This is a genomic window from Paenibacillus physcomitrellae (genome assembly GCF_002240225.1).
In the GTDB taxonomy this organism is placed as follows: domain Bacteria; phylum Bacillota; class Bacilli; order Paenibacillales; family Paenibacillaceae; genus Fontibacillus; species Fontibacillus physcomitrellae.
Genome location: NZ_CP022584.1, coordinates 2,829,934 through 2,845,391, shown reverse-complemented (window position 1 = coordinate 2,845,391; position 15,458 = coordinate 2,829,934). Strand labels below are relative to the sequence as shown.

Annotated in this window: 10 protein-coding genes and 1 riboswitch; of the genes, 6 read left to right on the top strand and 4 right to left on the bottom strand. The window is 50.9% G+C overall.

The genetic code is table 11. The annotated features are described in order from the left end of the window. Positions 1-48: 48 nt before the first annotated feature. Entirely contained in the window at positions 49-1,368 is a 1,320-nt protein-coding gene (locus tag CBE73_RS12905; RefSeq protein WP_174704722.1) for an MFS transporter, read from the top strand. Between the two features lie 127 nt (positions 1,369-1,495). Here the strand turns inward: CBE73_RS12905 and CBE73_RS12900 are convergent, their stop codons facing one another. The 4 genes from CBE73_RS12900 to udk all read right to left on the bottom strand — a co-directional run bounded on the left by CBE73_RS12900 (position 1,496) and on the right by udk (position 7,670). Then, the gene (locus tag CBE73_RS12900) at positions 1,496-1,858 is read right to left on the bottom strand and encodes a DUF1304 domain-containing protein (RefSeq protein WP_094096303.1); all 363 of its coding nucleotides are present in this window, start codon (positions 1,856-1,858) and stop codon (positions 1,496-1,498) included. 708 nt (positions 1,859-2,566) lie between these two features. Continuing rightward, positions 2,567-2,649: riboswitch (cyclic di-GMP riboswitch) on the bottom strand. 451 nt (positions 2,650-3,100) lie between these two features. Beyond that, positions 3,101-6,196 (bottom strand): MMPL family transporter, encoded by a 3,096-nt coding sequence (locus CBE73_RS12895; protein WP_094094553.1) that lies wholly within the window; start codon positions 6,194-6,196, stop codon positions 3,101-3,103. Beyond that, positions 6,189-6,833 carry a TetR/AcrR family transcriptional regulator gene (locus CBE73_RS12890; RefSeq protein ID WP_094094552.1) on the bottom strand — a complete coding sequence of 215 codons (645 nt, stop codon included), beginning with the start codon at positions 6,831-6,833 and terminating at the stop codon, positions 6,189-6,191. The genes CBE73_RS12895 and CBE73_RS12890 overlap by 8 nt, the downstream gene beginning before the upstream one ends. A gap of 201 nt (positions 6,834-7,034) precedes the next feature. Next, complete coding sequence (gene udk / locus CBE73_RS12885) at positions 7,035-7,670, bottom strand: uridine kinase (protein ID WP_094094551.1); 636 nt, start codon at positions 7,668-7,670, stop codon at positions 7,035-7,037. 139 nt (positions 7,671-7,809) lie between these two features. Here udk and CBE73_RS12880 point away from each other — a divergent pair, with 139 nt between their 5' ends. The 5 genes from CBE73_RS12880 to CBE73_RS12860 all read left to right on the top strand — a co-directional run bounded on the left by CBE73_RS12880 (position 7,810) and on the right by CBE73_RS12860 (position 15,393). Then, positions 7,810-8,910, top strand: a complete 1,101-nt coding sequence (locus CBE73_RS12880) for a mechanosensitive ion channel family protein (protein ID WP_094094550.1) — start codon at positions 7,810-7,812, stop codon at positions 8,908-8,910. Positions 8,911-9,191: 281 nt separating this feature from the next. Next, positions 9,192-10,619, top strand: a complete 1,428-nt coding sequence (locus tag CBE73_RS12875) for an RAD55 family ATPase (protein ID WP_229752696.1) — start codon at positions 9,192-9,194, stop codon at positions 10,617-10,619. Positions 10,620-10,633: 14 nt separating this feature from the next. Then, positions 10,634-10,876 (top strand): hypothetical protein, encoded by a 243-nt coding sequence (locus CBE73_RS12870; RefSeq protein WP_094094549.1) that lies wholly within the window; start codon positions 10,634-10,636, stop codon positions 10,874-10,876. Positions 10,877-10,878: 2 nt separating this feature from the next. Then, positions 10,879-13,065, top strand: coding sequence for a helix-turn-helix transcriptional regulator (locus tag CBE73_RS22435; protein WP_229752697.1), 2,187 nt, complete (start codon positions 10,879-10,881; stop codon positions 13,063-13,065). A 237-nt stretch (positions 13,066-13,302) separates the two neighbouring features. Continuing rightward, on the top strand, positions 13,303-15,393 hold the full coding sequence (locus CBE73_RS12860) for a bifunctional diguanylate cyclase/phosphodiesterase (RefSeq protein WP_094094548.1): 2,091 nt from the start codon (positions 13,303-13,305) through the stop codon (positions 15,391-15,393). Positions 15,394-15,458: the final 65 nt, after the last annotated feature.

The window sequence follows — 15,458 nt, the reverse complement described above, 5'->3', positions numbered from 1 at the left end:
CGTTTTATACAGAGACAAGTTTCACGGGAAATGGAGAGAGTTTGGCTGATGAAAGAGAAAATTTGGACGAGGAGTTTCCTGGTCGTTTGTTTGAGCAGCTTTTTTATGTTTCTGACTTTTTATATTCTGGCCACGGCGTTTCCGCTGTATGTGAAAGACAGCCTGAACGGCAATGAACAGCAGATGGGTCTGGCCATTACGATTTATGTCGTTGGCGGCGTGCTGCTGCGGCCTTTCTCGGGGCAGTGGGTCGATCGTTTCGGTAAAAAGAAAATGGCCGTCATCGGCATGGCCGTCTTCCTCGCCGCGAGCTTGTGTTATTTCGGAGCCAAAGGCATCCTGCTTTTCCTGGTCGTACGTCTGATCCACGGCATGAGTTATGCCGTTGCTTCCACCGCGACAAGCACAGTCGCTTCCGCGATGATCCCGGACTCGCGCCAAGGCGAGGGAATGGGATACTTCAGCATGTTCATGAGCATTGCGATGGTTATCGGCCCTGCGATGGGGCTTTTTCTATGGAAGGATAAAAATATCAACGTCCTGCTGCTGGCCGTGTCGGCCATCGCAGCCCTGTCGCTGCTCTTTACGCTGCTGATCAAGCTGCCGCGGCAGCAGGCCGCCAAGGACGGCAGGGGAGCGGCTTTGGCTTCCGCTGACAGCGGCACAAACGCAGCCTTCAGCGGCGCCAGCGGAGCAACAGCAGCTGAAGCTGCTGCGGCCGTTGCAGCGGCTGCAGCACCCGAAACAGCCGGCCGCAAGAAACGGCTGAGCCTCAGCGGTTTTATTGAGCCTAAAGCGGTGCCAATTTCATTGGTCGGTTTTATTCTGGCCTTCTCTTACAGCTCGTTGTCCGGCTTTATGTCCTCTTTCGCGAACGAGATTCACCAAACGAAGGTGACGAGTTACTTCTTTGTGGTGTTTGCGATCATGATCGTGGCTTTCCGTCCGGTAATCGGGAAGATTTTTGATAAATATAAAGAGCATTATCTGTATTATCCGGGCATTGTGCTGTTCGCCATCGGCATGATCATGCTAAGTCAGGCTCATTCCTCAGCGATGGTGCTGATCGCAGGTGTGGTGATGGGGATCGGATACGGCGCGCTCATTCCGTGCTTCCAGGCACTGGCGATGAAGCTGGCTCCGGCGCACCGGCGGGGCAGTGCTAACGGCACCTTTTTCCTGCTGTTTGACCTGGGTTATGGCTTAGGCTCCTACTTTATGGGGTTGATTGCTTCGTACAGCGACTACCGCCTCATGTATCTGGTTGCAGGGCTGGTTCCGCTTCTGTCTGTAGCCGTTTATTATGTGCTCCACCACCGCCATGCCTCCAAAGGAATGGTTCGGGGGAAAGAGGCTAAGGTAATCTAAACATAGGGGAAAGTAAGGACAATAAAAAGCGGCGGATGCTCCTTCGAACAGGGCATCCGCCGTTTTGGTTGCAGCGCTCTTTATAGACCAAGCTATAAAATAAACTATAGAACGAGCTATAGAACAGCTATAGTACAAGCACCGCCAATAAAGCCACAAGCGCAGGCAGGCCCTGCATCAGCAGAATGGATCTTTTGGCTGTAGCTCCGCCGTAAAGAGCCGCTACAAGGACACAAATCAGAAAGAAAATTTCGATTTGCCGTCCGAAGGCCGCGTCAGGGTGGAAGATCCCCCAGACCAAACCGGCTGCCAGAAATCCGTTGTACAGACCCTGGTTGGCCGCAAGCGATTTGGAAGCCTCCGCTAACTCTGGAGTGGTGCCAAAGGTTTTCCTACCCCGGGGAGTAGTCCACAAAAACATTTCCAGAACAAGTATGTAAAGATGCTCTATGGCAACTAAGGCGACTAATATCAAGCTAATCACAACTATCACCTCCTCGTCTATAGACTACCAGTTTTTAGGAGGGATGAATAGACAGAAAAGAAGGCCTAAAATGCGAAAGGCACCACTCTTTAGAGCGGTGCCTTTCCTTACTTGTGGGACTTACTAATGACAAAGCTGAGTATAGTCTAGTTATGATATCAAGGTAACACTTATAGAAGGTCTTGCTAAGGTCTTCCGTCTTTCTAAGTAAGATATTGCTAGTCTTGCTAGAGTACTGCTAAAGTCTTGCTTCAGAATACTTGCTAGAATTGCTGTGTGACAGACTTATACTTGCTACTTTGGTACTAGATGCTTCGCGTTCAACCTAATTGTTGAACTATTTATCGAAGAGCGTAAGTTAACGGTGTACTTTCTTTCTGCTGGCTTGCTAGTGTTGTTGTACACTTACATGCTGGCGGCTTCTATAGAATACTTGCCTGGATAAGCGGACAAGTAACCGTTCGTCGCCTTTGTAGTTTACGCCTGCTTCCTTGCTGCAGATTGAATTCATGCTGGAACGCCAACCGAATGAAAGACATTCAGGCAAGCCATCCAGTCATGGAGGCCCCGTAAAATGATTAACTCCACATCCGTATTCACCTGCTTTAGATACACAGACTCGTGGCGGACAGGAGGTAAGGTTTATAAAAAGCGAAAAACCCTACTTACCGAAATAAGAAGGGTTAAAATCAACGGTTTAACGTTGCGTCTTATGTCGGTAACTGGCTGGCTTAGCAATTGCTTTAGCCCCTGTAGTTTTGCGTCCCTATCTTTCAATAGGTTTGCCTTTATCATTTTATTAGGTAAATCCATCCATGAAACTCATATCTATCCTTATATTAGAACTGAATAGAGGCTTAGTCAATAGAAAATTAGGAAAATAGAAGGAGTTAGCCGGAACCGTTTCTAGGAAAGGAAGCACGGTATAGTTCCTGTCCTATCATCTAGCTAATCTTTGACTCCGCCCTCTTCATTATGGAAAATAGCGCTATAGTCCCCTCTTCTTCGGCCCGTTTCTTCTTTGCTTCGCCGCTGCTTCAAATCTGGAATCCGCCGTTAAAATGGTTCTTTTGGATATGTGCTATTTAGAAATTCGGGGCAAGAAGTCAAAAAAACCGTCTGCCGGATGTTCCTGACAGACGGCTTTTTGGTAGGGAGTCAGAGGTTTATTTTAGAAGACTCTGGCTGCCTCTATACAGCAACAATTATTGGATGGGATCCATAAACTTAACTTAACTTAACTTTGCCTTACTCCTGTGTTTCGCGGCTTTTGGCCTGTTTATCCTGCAGGAAGCCTTGCACGGCCATCAGGGCCGGTACAAACATCGGCAGCAGGATGAAGGTCAGGACCACAAGGCCGACGATGACCGCCGCGGCAAGCTCGATCAGCAGCACGAGGCCGGACGGAATCAGCGTGGCGAAGGTGCCGCCCAAAATAATCATCGCAGAGATGATAACGCCGCCGACGCCGCGGGCCGAGCGGACAATCGCTTCGCGGTGGTCAAGCACGCCATATTCTTTGTACCGCATCATAAGGAAGATGCTGTAGTCGACGCCGACCGCCACAATGATGATAAAGGAGAAGAACGGAACAAAGGAAGAAACGCCGTCCGCTCCGATAATATATTCCGTTACCAGCTTGGAAGCCCCCATCGCCACATAATAGGAAGCGACCAGCGACAATACGATATACACCGCCGGCCAGAAGGACCGGATGACCAGCAGCAGGACCAGGAACACGCTGATGATGACGATCACCGCGGTGCTGTTAAAGGAAGACACCTGTGCCTTGTTCATATCGTAAGTGGTCGAGCTTGGTCCGGTGGCTCCGTGCGCGGCTCCGTCCAGGACGGTTCCGGCAAGGCCGGTGTCTACGGCTGCATTGATCTTCTCGATAATATTAAGCGCCGCCGGTGAATAAGGATCTTCGTTCAAAATGACAAGCATCTTTGTTATAGTCCGGTCGCCGGACATGAAGGCGTCTTCGGCCTTCTGGAATGATTCATCCTGAAGCGCTTCGCTTGGAATGAAGAAGGTTTTGGTCGTGCCCATCTGATTCAGGAAGCCGGACGTTTTGCCCAGTCCGTCGGAGATGTCGCCGAGACCTTGGCTGCTCTTCTGCAGCCCGGTCTTGAGCTGATCCAGTCCGCCGGACAGCTTGCCAAGTCCGTCGTTCAGCTGCTCTTGGCCATTCTGAATATCGCCGAGCGCTTTATTCAGCTTGGTCATGTTGGCGGCGATTTCCTGGCTGCCGGAGCTGCCCTGCTTCAGACCGTCCGCCAGCTTGCCGGCGCCCTGCTCGAGCTCGCCGAGACCGCTGGATATGCGGTCCAGTGCAGTGTCAAGCTGGCTCAAACCGCCGGTCGCACTGGCGAAGGATGAATTGAGCTGCTTGTAGTTCTGCTGCAGCGTCGTCATGCCGCTGCTGATCGAAGCCAGCGCGGTAGACAGCTGCTGTCCGGTTGCTTTTAGCGTTGTATAGTCGGTGTCCTCTTGCAGCTCGGAATGGCTTGCGCCCAGCTTGTCGATCAAGCCGTTCATCGAGGTCAAGCCGCTTTGCACATCAGGCAGGCCTGCCGCCAGCTTGTCGAGGCCTCCCTGAGCGGAGGTGTAACCCTGCTGCAGCTGCTTCAGGCCGGAGGAGAGCTGCCCGGTCTGCCCGGTAATCTGCTTCATGCCGTCATGCAGCTTGGCAATGCCCGCCTGCAGCTGTTCAGCACCTGAAGCGCCGTCGCCTACCCCGGAGGATACCTGGTTCAGCGCAGAAGTAATCTGCTCGTAGCCGTCTTTAACCTGAGCTGTACCACTGACCAGCTGCTCCACCTGAGAGAAATCCTCGGTGCCGGTCAGGCCGCTCTGCATCTGGTCAAGACCGTTCTTGACCTGGTTAACGCCATCCTTGGAGGCGTCGATGCCCTTGGTCACTTCAGCCGTTTGGCTGCTGATATAGAAGTCGTCGATGGGTTCTCCCTGCGGCTGGGTCACGCTGGAGACCGATTTGACGCCGGGAATCTGTTTAATGCTGTTTGTCAGGCCGTCGATAACGCCAAAGGCGTCGTTGTTATCCAGTTTATCTTTGCCTTCAATAACGACGGTGGTTGGCAATGCCTGGCCGCGCGTGAAATGCTCGGCAACAAGACCAAAACCTTTGGTCGACGGATAATCGTCGCCCAGCTCCGCAATCTGGTCAAAGGAGAGCTTTTGCCCGCTGGTCAGGAAAACCGGCACCAGCAGCACGATAATCGCGATTACCGTAATAAAAGGCCGTTTGACCGAAGAGGCCGCGAGCCCGCCCATCAGGCGGTTTTCCTTGTGGCCGTTGACGTTCTTGGAAGGCCAGAACAGCTTCGGTCCGAGAACCTTCAGGATAAACGGCGTCAGCGTGAAGATTTCAAGCACCAGGATCACGGCGCCGATCGCAACCACATTGGCCGATTTGTAGATCCCGAAGTTCGAGAAGCTGAGGCAGGCGAACGCAAAGAAAATCGTCAGAATGCTGTAGAAGATCGTTTTGCCAGCCGTTTTGTAGGAGATCAGGATCGCTTCATCGGTGGACTTGCCATGCGCCAGCTCCTCGCGGAACCGGTTGAAGAGCAGGATATTATAATCCGTGCCGATCCCGAACAGAATGAGTACCAGCAGCATTTGCGTGACGCTGGTTATCGGGAAGTTGAGCTTATCAATGACCTGCGCCGCAATCCCCATGGAGACCAGGTAACAAACCCCCACGGCTGCCAGCGAGACAAAGGGAACGACAACGGAACGGAACATGAGAATCAGCACGACCAGAATGAAAATGACGGTCAATGCTGCGCTTTTCTCAACTCCGGAGGTGGAGGCTTTTAAATAATCGTTCTGAATAAAATCCTCACCGCTGAGATAATAAGTCACGTTCACATCTTTCAGAGCCGAATCCAGATGATCCTGGATGTCATCTACACTTCGCCCGTTGATGTTCAGCGTGAAGGACACCATCAAGGTTGTGTTGTCTTCCGACAACAGGGAAGATTTGGCCTCAGGCGAGGAGAACGGATCGATCAAATCGGTGATCCCGAGTGCTTCCTTCTGATCTCTCAAGGCTTGAACACCGGCTTCGATACGGCTCATATCCTCTGCAGAGAACTTATTCTCGTCGTAGAAAATAACCAGATCACTGCGGCCTTCCGTCTTGTTCATCTTCTGGAGCAGTTCGCCCGCTACTTTAGAGGGACTGTCCGCGGAAAGCGGGTCCTGCCCGCGTTCATGCAAAATGGCATTAACATTAGGTGAAATAAGGGTCAAGACAACCGCGAGCGCCAGCCATAGGACAAGAAGCGGCCAGCGCCATTGAATCATTTTACGCATGATGATTTTCTCCTTCTCTCTCTTTGTACTCCTCCAGCAGTTGGTCGATTCCGCTGCAATAAACGGCTATCAGCCGATCCACCAGAAGGCCCAGCGTCTTTGGCTCGGGGTTATCGCGAATAATGAGCACAATGCCTTCGATTAAGGTGGCATTGATCATCTTCACCTCGCGCTGTTCATAGTTGCTGAGGCTTCTGGCAGGTTTAGCCGCCGCAAACTGCTTAAGCAGCAGGGTCTCCGAGAACAATGTGATCTCCTGCTTGATGCTTTCGTATTTCGAGCCTTCGCTGCGGCAGAGCAGCAGCATCAGCCCGGTACCTGAAGCCTTGAGCAGTCCGACGAGAGCATCCTCTACGCGGCGCCAGAAGTCATCAGTGGTTCTCACCTCGCTGCCGACGTGCAGGTCGACCGTTTGCAGATACTCGCCGGCATAGCTGCTGTACTGGCTGTAGATCGGGCCTACGATCGCATCAAACAGTTCTTCCTTCCCGCTGAAGTAGCGGTAGATATTGCCGGTTGTCATGCCTGCGCTTTTGGCAATCCGGCGCATAGAGGCTTCCGCATAGCCATACTGGTGAAACTCGTTGGCTGCGGCTTCCAGGATGGCATCCCGGACTTCTTCTTTTTGGATTTGCATTAGTGAACACCTGTTTACTTTTAGGATATTTTTTATTATAAATCCGCTTCAGCCCGATTTGCAACAAAGCGTTTTGTGGCAGCTTAGTTACGAAGGGAAACAACGTCTGCTGCTTTAGATGGCATGAAAAAAAGCCAAGCTGACCGGTTTGTCCGGCAGCTTGGCTTATGAATGCTCTCATTTTTGATTTTTGTGCGAAACTTAAGCTTCGCCCCAAGTGCGGTCGCCCGAAAGATATTTCTCGGTCAGGATAGCCAGAAGCTGAATGCCCACCTCGTTATGGCCGCCTTCAGGGATGATCAGGTCCGCATATTTCTTCGACGGTTCGATAAAGGCTTCGTGCATCGGTTTAACCGTCGTCAAATACTGATTATGGATGGATTGGATCGTCCGGCCGCGCTCCTCGATGTCACGCAGAACCCGGCGCAGAATCCGCACATCGGGATCGGTATCCACAAACACCTTAATGTCCAGCAGCTCGCGCAGCTTCTCGTCGGACAAGACATGCAGCCCTTCAATAATGACGATATTATTAGGCTTCAATTCAACGGACTTGTCCGTGGATCTTCCGTGAACCGTAAAGTCATAAACCGGAGCCTGCGCCGCTTGTCCGGACTTTAGCTGCTTCAGATGTTCAATCAGCAGCTCGTTGTCGAACGCAAACGGATGGTCATAATTGATCAGTTCGCGTTCCGACAAACTGAGATGCGAATGATCCTTGTAATAATTGTCTTGCGATATAAAAGTCACTTTACCCGATCCTAAACGGTCGATTACGGAACGGGCTACCGTAGTTTTTCCTGAGCCGGTGCCGCCGGCAATACCAATAATAAGCATAACGCTCGAATACCCTCCCTAAGATGTTGCAATTCCAGTATTGTAGCACAGCGAGCGATAATTTTCACCTTACAGAGGCGAAACAGAAAAGGCCAATATGTTACAATATAAGCTCATTTTCAATTGGAGGTGTTCTGATATGGCCATTTGGGAGTGGGCAACCGGCTTTCTAGAAAGGCTGAGGTGGCTGGATTTAGTCATTTCTTTAGTCATTTTAGCGTTCTTCTGGCTGTTCAGCCGGGTGTTTACCAAGTCGGTGTTTGCTTTCTGGAGGAAAAGAGTCCGTTCGTCCGGCGGGACGTCCGCCTGGCTGGAGGCGTTTGAGAAGCCGCTCCGGATCTTTTTTATTGTGCTTGGCGTTTATCTGGCAATTCGAACTTATATTGTCCCGCATCTGGAAACAACATTCCATCTGGATGCTATTTTCCGCAGTGCGATGATTATTTTGCTGGGATGGGGCACTTACAGGCTTTCAGCTCAATCTTCGGTACTGCTGGTGGATCTCAGCAAAAGGCTCAAGCTGGACGATTCCAGCATGCTGATTCCTTTTATGTCCAAAGTGCTGAGGTTTCTTGTGGTCGTGATTACGGCCGGACTGGTTGGCTCCGAATGGGGCTTTAGCGTAAATGGCCTTGTCGCTGGCATGGGTCTGGGCAGTCTAGCAGTTGCTTTGGCGGCCAAGGACACGCTGGGCAATATTTTTGGAGGTATCGTCATTATTACGGAGAAGCCTTTCTCCAAAGGTGATTGGATTCTGACACCGTCCGTCGAAGGCGTTGTGGAGGATATTACCTTCCGCAGTACGCAGATCCGCACGTTTGCTCAGGCCGTTGTTATTGTGCCGAATGCCAAGCTCGTCGATCAACCCATTACGAACTGGAGCAAAATGGGCAAACGGCGTATTAATTTTACCCTGGATGTGGCGCTGGATTCGGACAGGAACGCGCTGAACAGGGCGGTCGTCCGCATGAAAGAGCTGCTGCAGCATAACGAGCATATTGATCCGGTGACGATTATGGTTAATTTTACGGATTTCAAGGAACAGAGTCTGGGCATTTTCTTGTATTTCTTTACGAAGACCACCGTGTGGAGCGAATTTCTGGATATTCGTGAGGAGATCAACTTTAAACTGCTGGAGGTGCTGGAGGAGGAAGGCATCCTGCTGGCTTATCCCGTGCAGCGTGTCTTCCTTGAGGAGCAGACCGCTTATTCCCGTGAGCAGGAGAGTCTTCGCGGTTAGAATTTCTTATACAGAAACAGGAGTACCCCCAAAGGCCAAAATGACCGGAGGTTAAGGGGGTATTTGTACATAGGAGCTTTACCAATTCAGGAACAAAGTACTATACTTAAAATATAAGCATTTCTATATTCACCTATCGAAATCTCTATAATGATAACCTCGATGTACGCTTCTTTTTTTCTCTCCGAACCCTATTTAAAATCGGGAACAAGATCATATTTAAAGGGAACGAATCATGGAATAGTACCACTTTTTCTTACATAAGCAGGGGGTGACCTAATTTGAGAATTCAGATGCAGACAGGCATCCCGGGTTTGGATCCTATTTTATGCGGAGGTTTGCCTGTTGGAACCTCGGTCATTCTCGAAGGTGAACCCGGTACGGGGAAGACCACGTTTGGCATGCAGTTTCTGGTCGAAGGCATTCGCAAATACGATGAACCCGGCGTTTATGTCACCTTTGAAGAGCTTCCTGAGCAAATATACAGCGACATGTCCGGATTTGGATGGAACCTGAAAAAGATGGAGCAAGAAGGCAAGCTTAGAGTTTTATGCATGGATCCGGAGATTTTTCTGGAGGAAATGCAGCGCACAGGCGGGATCTTTGAACAGATTGTCGCCCAGATTGAGTGCCGCCGTCTAGTAGTGGACAGCATCAGCTTGTTCAGACTGCTGGGTCACAACGGCAATGTCCGCAGCCAGATCTATCAAATCCGCAACATTGTCCGGAAAATGTCTTTAACCGCCCTGCTCATCCGTGAATACGGGGAGCGGGAGAAGGACGGGATCTCCTTCGAAAATTATTTGTGTGACGGCATCATCCGTCTATCGCTCAAGCCGCTGATGGACAGGTACCGCAAGCGGACGGTTGAAGTGCTGAAGATGCGCGGCACCCCAATCAGGGAAGGCGAGCATATTTATAAGTTTTTGGACAGCGGCATTCATATTGTTCCCGCCTTATCCATGGCTGAAGATGTAATGATCGTGAACGAACAGAATAACGATCTGACCACCGGTATTCCTCAGTTGGATGAGCTTCTCCAAGGTGGACTGCCTAAAGGCTCCGTGTTTATGCTCGATACCAACAGCAAAGCCAACTACAAATATCTGATAGCAGCGATGTTGTCCGAATGCATCAAACGGGAGGACGGTCTGCTGATTATGATGTCCGGTCTGTCGACGATCGAAAGCTTGTCTCAAACGTTATCGATTTATAATGTCTCCTTAAAGGAAAGTCTGCATAAGAAAGAAGCTTATTTCCTGGAGCATTTCGACCGGTTTCTGGATTCGGAGCACAAAGCGGCAGTTGTGGCTTTATCCGATCTGAATAACCAGGACTTCAGGGAAGGACTCCACGACAGAATCAGATCGGTTATAGGAGAGGACAAGCTTCAGAACAAACGCTGGCTTGTTTATTGTGATTTGAATACGATGATCTCCCAGCGGGGTATAGATTTTGTGAAAGCCAATTTTGCACAGGAAATGTCGTACTGCCGATCCGTAGGGATAACAGTGGTCGCTCATTGCAATTTTACCGAAATTGGTTCTGAAAGCGCTTCTTATTTAGAACGTTCCTGCAACGGAGTCATCCGGACGTGGGTGGATGGCAGTTACCAGTTCTTGCAGGTTACCAAATCCCCAAGCGGGCGGATGACCGCGCCGCACATCATTGAGAATACGAGGGAAAAACCCTTTATTCGTCTGATATAGGAGGCCAGCCGTTCATGAGTTCCGAAAGAGATCAGCTTACGCTCCAAATGGAATGCACCCTGTTTTTTGAAAATAATCCTTATGCCTATCAAACCCTGGATGGATTATCTACCCGGCTTGGCCGCCATGCCGATCAGCTGGACGGCGTGTTGAACCGGCTCGTGGAGCTGTCTATTCTGAATCGGGTCGGGGACGGAACCCGGGCCATTTATTATTTCAATGCCCCGTATCATATCATTCAATTGGAATGGAGCTGAATATGGAGAAGCTGCTTATAAACCCTCATCTAGAGATGCTGCAGGAGCTTCAGGATACTTATGCAGCAGCAGCTGGTGCTTCTCTCTATCTCACGGACCGATCCGGCAAATTGGTTATACCGGCTTCTATCCTCCATGGATTTGGGGGAACGATCGAAGTTCACAATGAAACCCTGGAGGATTTCTTCTCGTCTCATATTCAGAAGCTGTCCGGCCTCCATCTTCCGGCGTTATATGATTCATGGATACCGGGGATTCAGATGATTATCGCTCCCGTTCGTGTCCATGGAGTGACTTTATATTACGTTTGGTCAGGTATTTTGATTATGGAAGGAATGAAGGAGCGGATCAGCCTTCAGGAACTGGAGGAGAATGCAGGCAGAGCGATGGCTGCATTCGTGGCCGGTCTGGTTAAAGCTGCGCCCGAAACGGGTTCGGGTGAAGCGGAACGCAAACGAATGAAGGTGGGGAAGCTGGCGGAGATCCTGGCGGTTATTGTTGAGAAGGATGCCGTCAGCACGCATCTTGACGACAGGTTCCGGAGGATTAGCCAGTCCCTTCAGGCAGCGGTTCAGCAGGAATTGCTGCCGAGTGACAAGATCAACTGGATTATGGAAACCAGCGAGCTCGGTGAAATATTCGGTTTTGCTCTGGAGGAGGCGCCTGGGGAATATGCGGTCCGGCATGCAGCGGGTCCGGCTTCGGACAGCCTTATCGGCTTGACCTTCCGGGAAGGCGAAGGTTTTCTGGGACAAGCGGTCTTGAACGAAGGCCCAAGCGAATGGACGAACGTACAGCGGGATCCGCGTACGGATTTCTTTTACAACAAGGGATTGAAGCAGATGGCCAGTCTTTACTGCTTTCCTGTCCGGTGTCATGACCGCATAGCCGGTCTAATGTTCTGTATTCGAACCGATTCCCTTGGGCTGAGCAGCAATGTGCTTCACTTCGAGAAGATGTTCCTGTCTTTAATGAGCGCGTATGCCGGCGCTCAGCTGGCTTACAGCCAGGTCGATAAACAGCTGGCAAGGATCAAACCGCTGCTGGATGTAGGCCGGTTTATGGTGTCCATCCCGGACATTAAACGTCTGCTGTTCACGCTGGTCGATGTCAGTCTGAATCTGGCCGTATACCCGGAAGGGGCCTTGGTGGTGTACCGGGATGAGAGGCTCAATCAATTTCAGACGGTTGCCAGGGGACTTGGGAGTACTACAGGCATTGAAAGCTGCGGCCGGGAAATGATGGGGCGTTATTTCTCTGAGCTGGAGCAGGAGCCGTCTGCGGATTTGTCCCCGGTGCTTCGGCAAAGAGCGTCAGGCAGAGCTTCTTTGGAACTGCCTGTCGGTTATGAAGACAAGATTTATGCTGTGCTTGCCGTTGAGCTTAGAACGGAACGGGACGCGGAAGACAGCAGGGAGATTTTATATGCTTTATCCACCATGTGCAGTCTGGTGCTGCGGCTGCTGCATGAGCGTCAGAACCTGTCCCATATGGCGGATCAGACGGCTATGCTGTTATTTGAGACGATCCGAATGAGCCATCCGGAGAAGTACCGGACAGGCAAGCGCATCCGTTCTGTAGTAGACCAATGGGGGAACTGGACAGGTCTCAAGGTGGAGGAGCAGGCGGTCATGAGCCGTACTGCCCTTCTGATGGAGCAGGATCCGGATGTTCTGCTCTCGTTGGCTCCGTTCTTCCGTCAGGAAGCAGAATGGCTGAAGGAGATCCACGGCCTTCTGGGCGGGGAGATAACCGGAACCGGGAGATCCTTCTCCAAAGCAGCCCAGATTATCACGATGGCTATCCTTTATGTCCGCGGAGATGAGCATCTCATGAGGATAGAGCGACTAAATGGCGTGGACCCGGCGAACCGGAGTGAGTTCCGGCATTTCATTGTCAGCAGTCAGACCGGGCAGAGCCAATTTACGGTCCATTCTCTGCATGCCGAATCGCAGTCCAGGACGGAAAGCGCCGAAGCCGCACTGGATAAAGCAGCAGTGAAAGCGTCTCTTTCTCCGCGCGAGAAGGAAGTGCTGGGACTCATCCTTAAGGCCTCCAGTAATAAGGAAATTGCGGCGGCATTATTTATCAGCGAGCATACGGTCAAGAATCATCTCACCAACATTTTTCAGAAGATGGGGGTAGGTGACCGGGCGCAGGCCATCGCTGCGGTATTCAATCAAAGTTAGGAGCTTTTCCCATTAGAAGGGCTCCTTTTTTTATGGACTAGGAAGAGGAGGGGGAAATAGTTCCTAATCTTCGGTAGTACAAGGAAATAGGAAGCTTACGCTATTTGGAAAGTATTACTTTTGATAGACAATAGGAGTATCAGCAAAGAGTTAATGAGAGTTGCCTGTATAGTTGGAGGTACTTATACACAGAGTGATAGCAGAAGGATTCGAAGAATAAGAGGGAAGGAGTTTTAAATGGTTGAACCGCATTTTTTTGTAGGGACCAGCGGCTGGACGATCTTGCTTTCGATAGTAACAATGGTGCTGGCCTCCTATTCGGGATTACATATGGCAAGCAAGGTTACGTCCTTGTCAGGCAGACTCAAGGTCATCTGGTTGTTATTCGGATCCTTTGTGATGGGCAGTGGCATTTGGGTGATGCATATGATTGGCCTGCTTGAGCTTTATCTGCAGACAGGAATACCCTTTGATCCGCTTATTACATTGTTTTCCTTTCTATTTACCCTTGCTGCAGCCGCCGCAGCCTTCTCAATTATCTTCAGCGGGAAGCCGAAAGCCTGGAAGCTGGGCGCGGCCGGAATTGTGCTGGGGGTAGGGATTGTGGGGGTTCACTATATCGGGATGTCCGCGATGCCTGAAGAGGTCTATATGAGTTATGATTCCTCGTTTTTGCTGCTCTCTATTTTGTTCGCGGTTGTCGTTACCTACGGTGCCTTATTCTTGTTCAACCGGTTCCAGTCCTCTCCCTTCTTTAATTACTGGAGACTATCCGGAGCATTAACGATGGGAGCGGCTATTTGCGGCATGCATTATATGGGAATGATCGGGGCCCACATTATGAGCAAAGGTTATTCTATAAATTTAGGAATGCATCATAATAACGAGATTGTCATCGGAGGACCGGGCCGGATGCAGCTGTCGCTGCTTATTCCCCTAATGTTGGTTATGGCTTGTGTACTTGCCGTTTCCTGGTCCGTTGTTTACGTAGACCGGAAGGGGCTAAAGAGACTGGCTTTCAGCGACTCCTTAACGGGGTTTTCGAACCGGCATGGCCTCCCTAACTTTTTCAAACATCACTTCCGGCCTGGGACAAGCGGAACCGTGTTGTTCCTGGATCTTGACCGCTTCAAGATGGTGAATGACACTTTGGGGCATGATGCCGGCGATCGGCTGCTGCAGATCGTAGCCGACCGAATCCAAAAGGAGCTGGGTAAGAACCAGGTAGTCTTCCGGCTTGGCGGCGACGAGTTTCTGATTGCCTGCACCCACTCTTCCGAAGAAGAGGTCTGTCAGCTTGCTGAGCGGCTGCTCCGTGCGATCAAGGAGCCTTTTTACCTGAAGGGCAGCACCCTCCGTGTGACAGGCAGCATCGGCATCAGCTTGTCCTCTCGTGAAGGACATGAACGTGAAAGATTAATGCAGGCTGCCGACGCGGCCATGTATTTCTCCAAAGTGGCCGGAAAGAACCGGTACACGGTTTATACGAATGAGCTGAACCAGAAGCGGCATAGGAGAATGGGATTGGAGAAGGATCTGGAAGCAGCGATTGAACTGGAGCAGTTCTTTGTCGTCTACCAGCCGAAATGGGACTCGGTAAGGGGAGGTTTGCAGGGGATGGAGGCTCTGATCCGCTGGGAGCATCCGGACTTTGGGGTTGTATCTCCCGGAGAGTTTATTCCGATTGCGGAGGAAACGGGTGTTATTGTGCCTATGACCGAGTGGCTCATGGCGGAAGTGGCCTGTCAGACGAAGAAGTGGGCGGCTTTGGGCTTCCCTCCGTTTCCCGTTTCTGTCAATATGTCGGCCGTTCTGTTCACGAACGGTCAGGTTGCAGACATGGTGGAGCGCTGCCTGATGGAGAGTGGGATGGTGCCGTCTCTGTTAGAGCTTGAAATAACGGAAACCGTGGCGATGAGTGATCTCGACTCGGCTGTGGTCCAGCTGAACCGTATTAAGGCTTTGGGGGTTTGTGTATCCCTGGATGACTTTGGCACCGGGTATTCTTCGCTTGGAGCTTTGGATGAAATGCCGATAGACACGGTTAAGATCGATCAGATTTTTATCAGAAAATACACCCAGCCTTCCAAGCAGGCCATGATCAGCAGCATTATTGCGATTGCCCAGCACCTGGGACTGCAGGTAGTGGCTGAAGGGGTGGAGACGGAGGAGCAGGTGAGGTTCCTGAAGTCCCACGGCTGCAAGGTCATGCAAGGCTATTATTTCGGGAAACCGATGAGAGCCGTTGATTGTACGGCATGGCTGAGACAGCTACCTGAGAGAGCAGGGCAGGATCAGGCAGGCGGCAGCTTTCATATAGAAGCCTGATTCTTTTTCTAAATGAAGGTTGAGTCCTCCCTCAACGAAGCTTGATGCCGCCCTTAACTTAACCT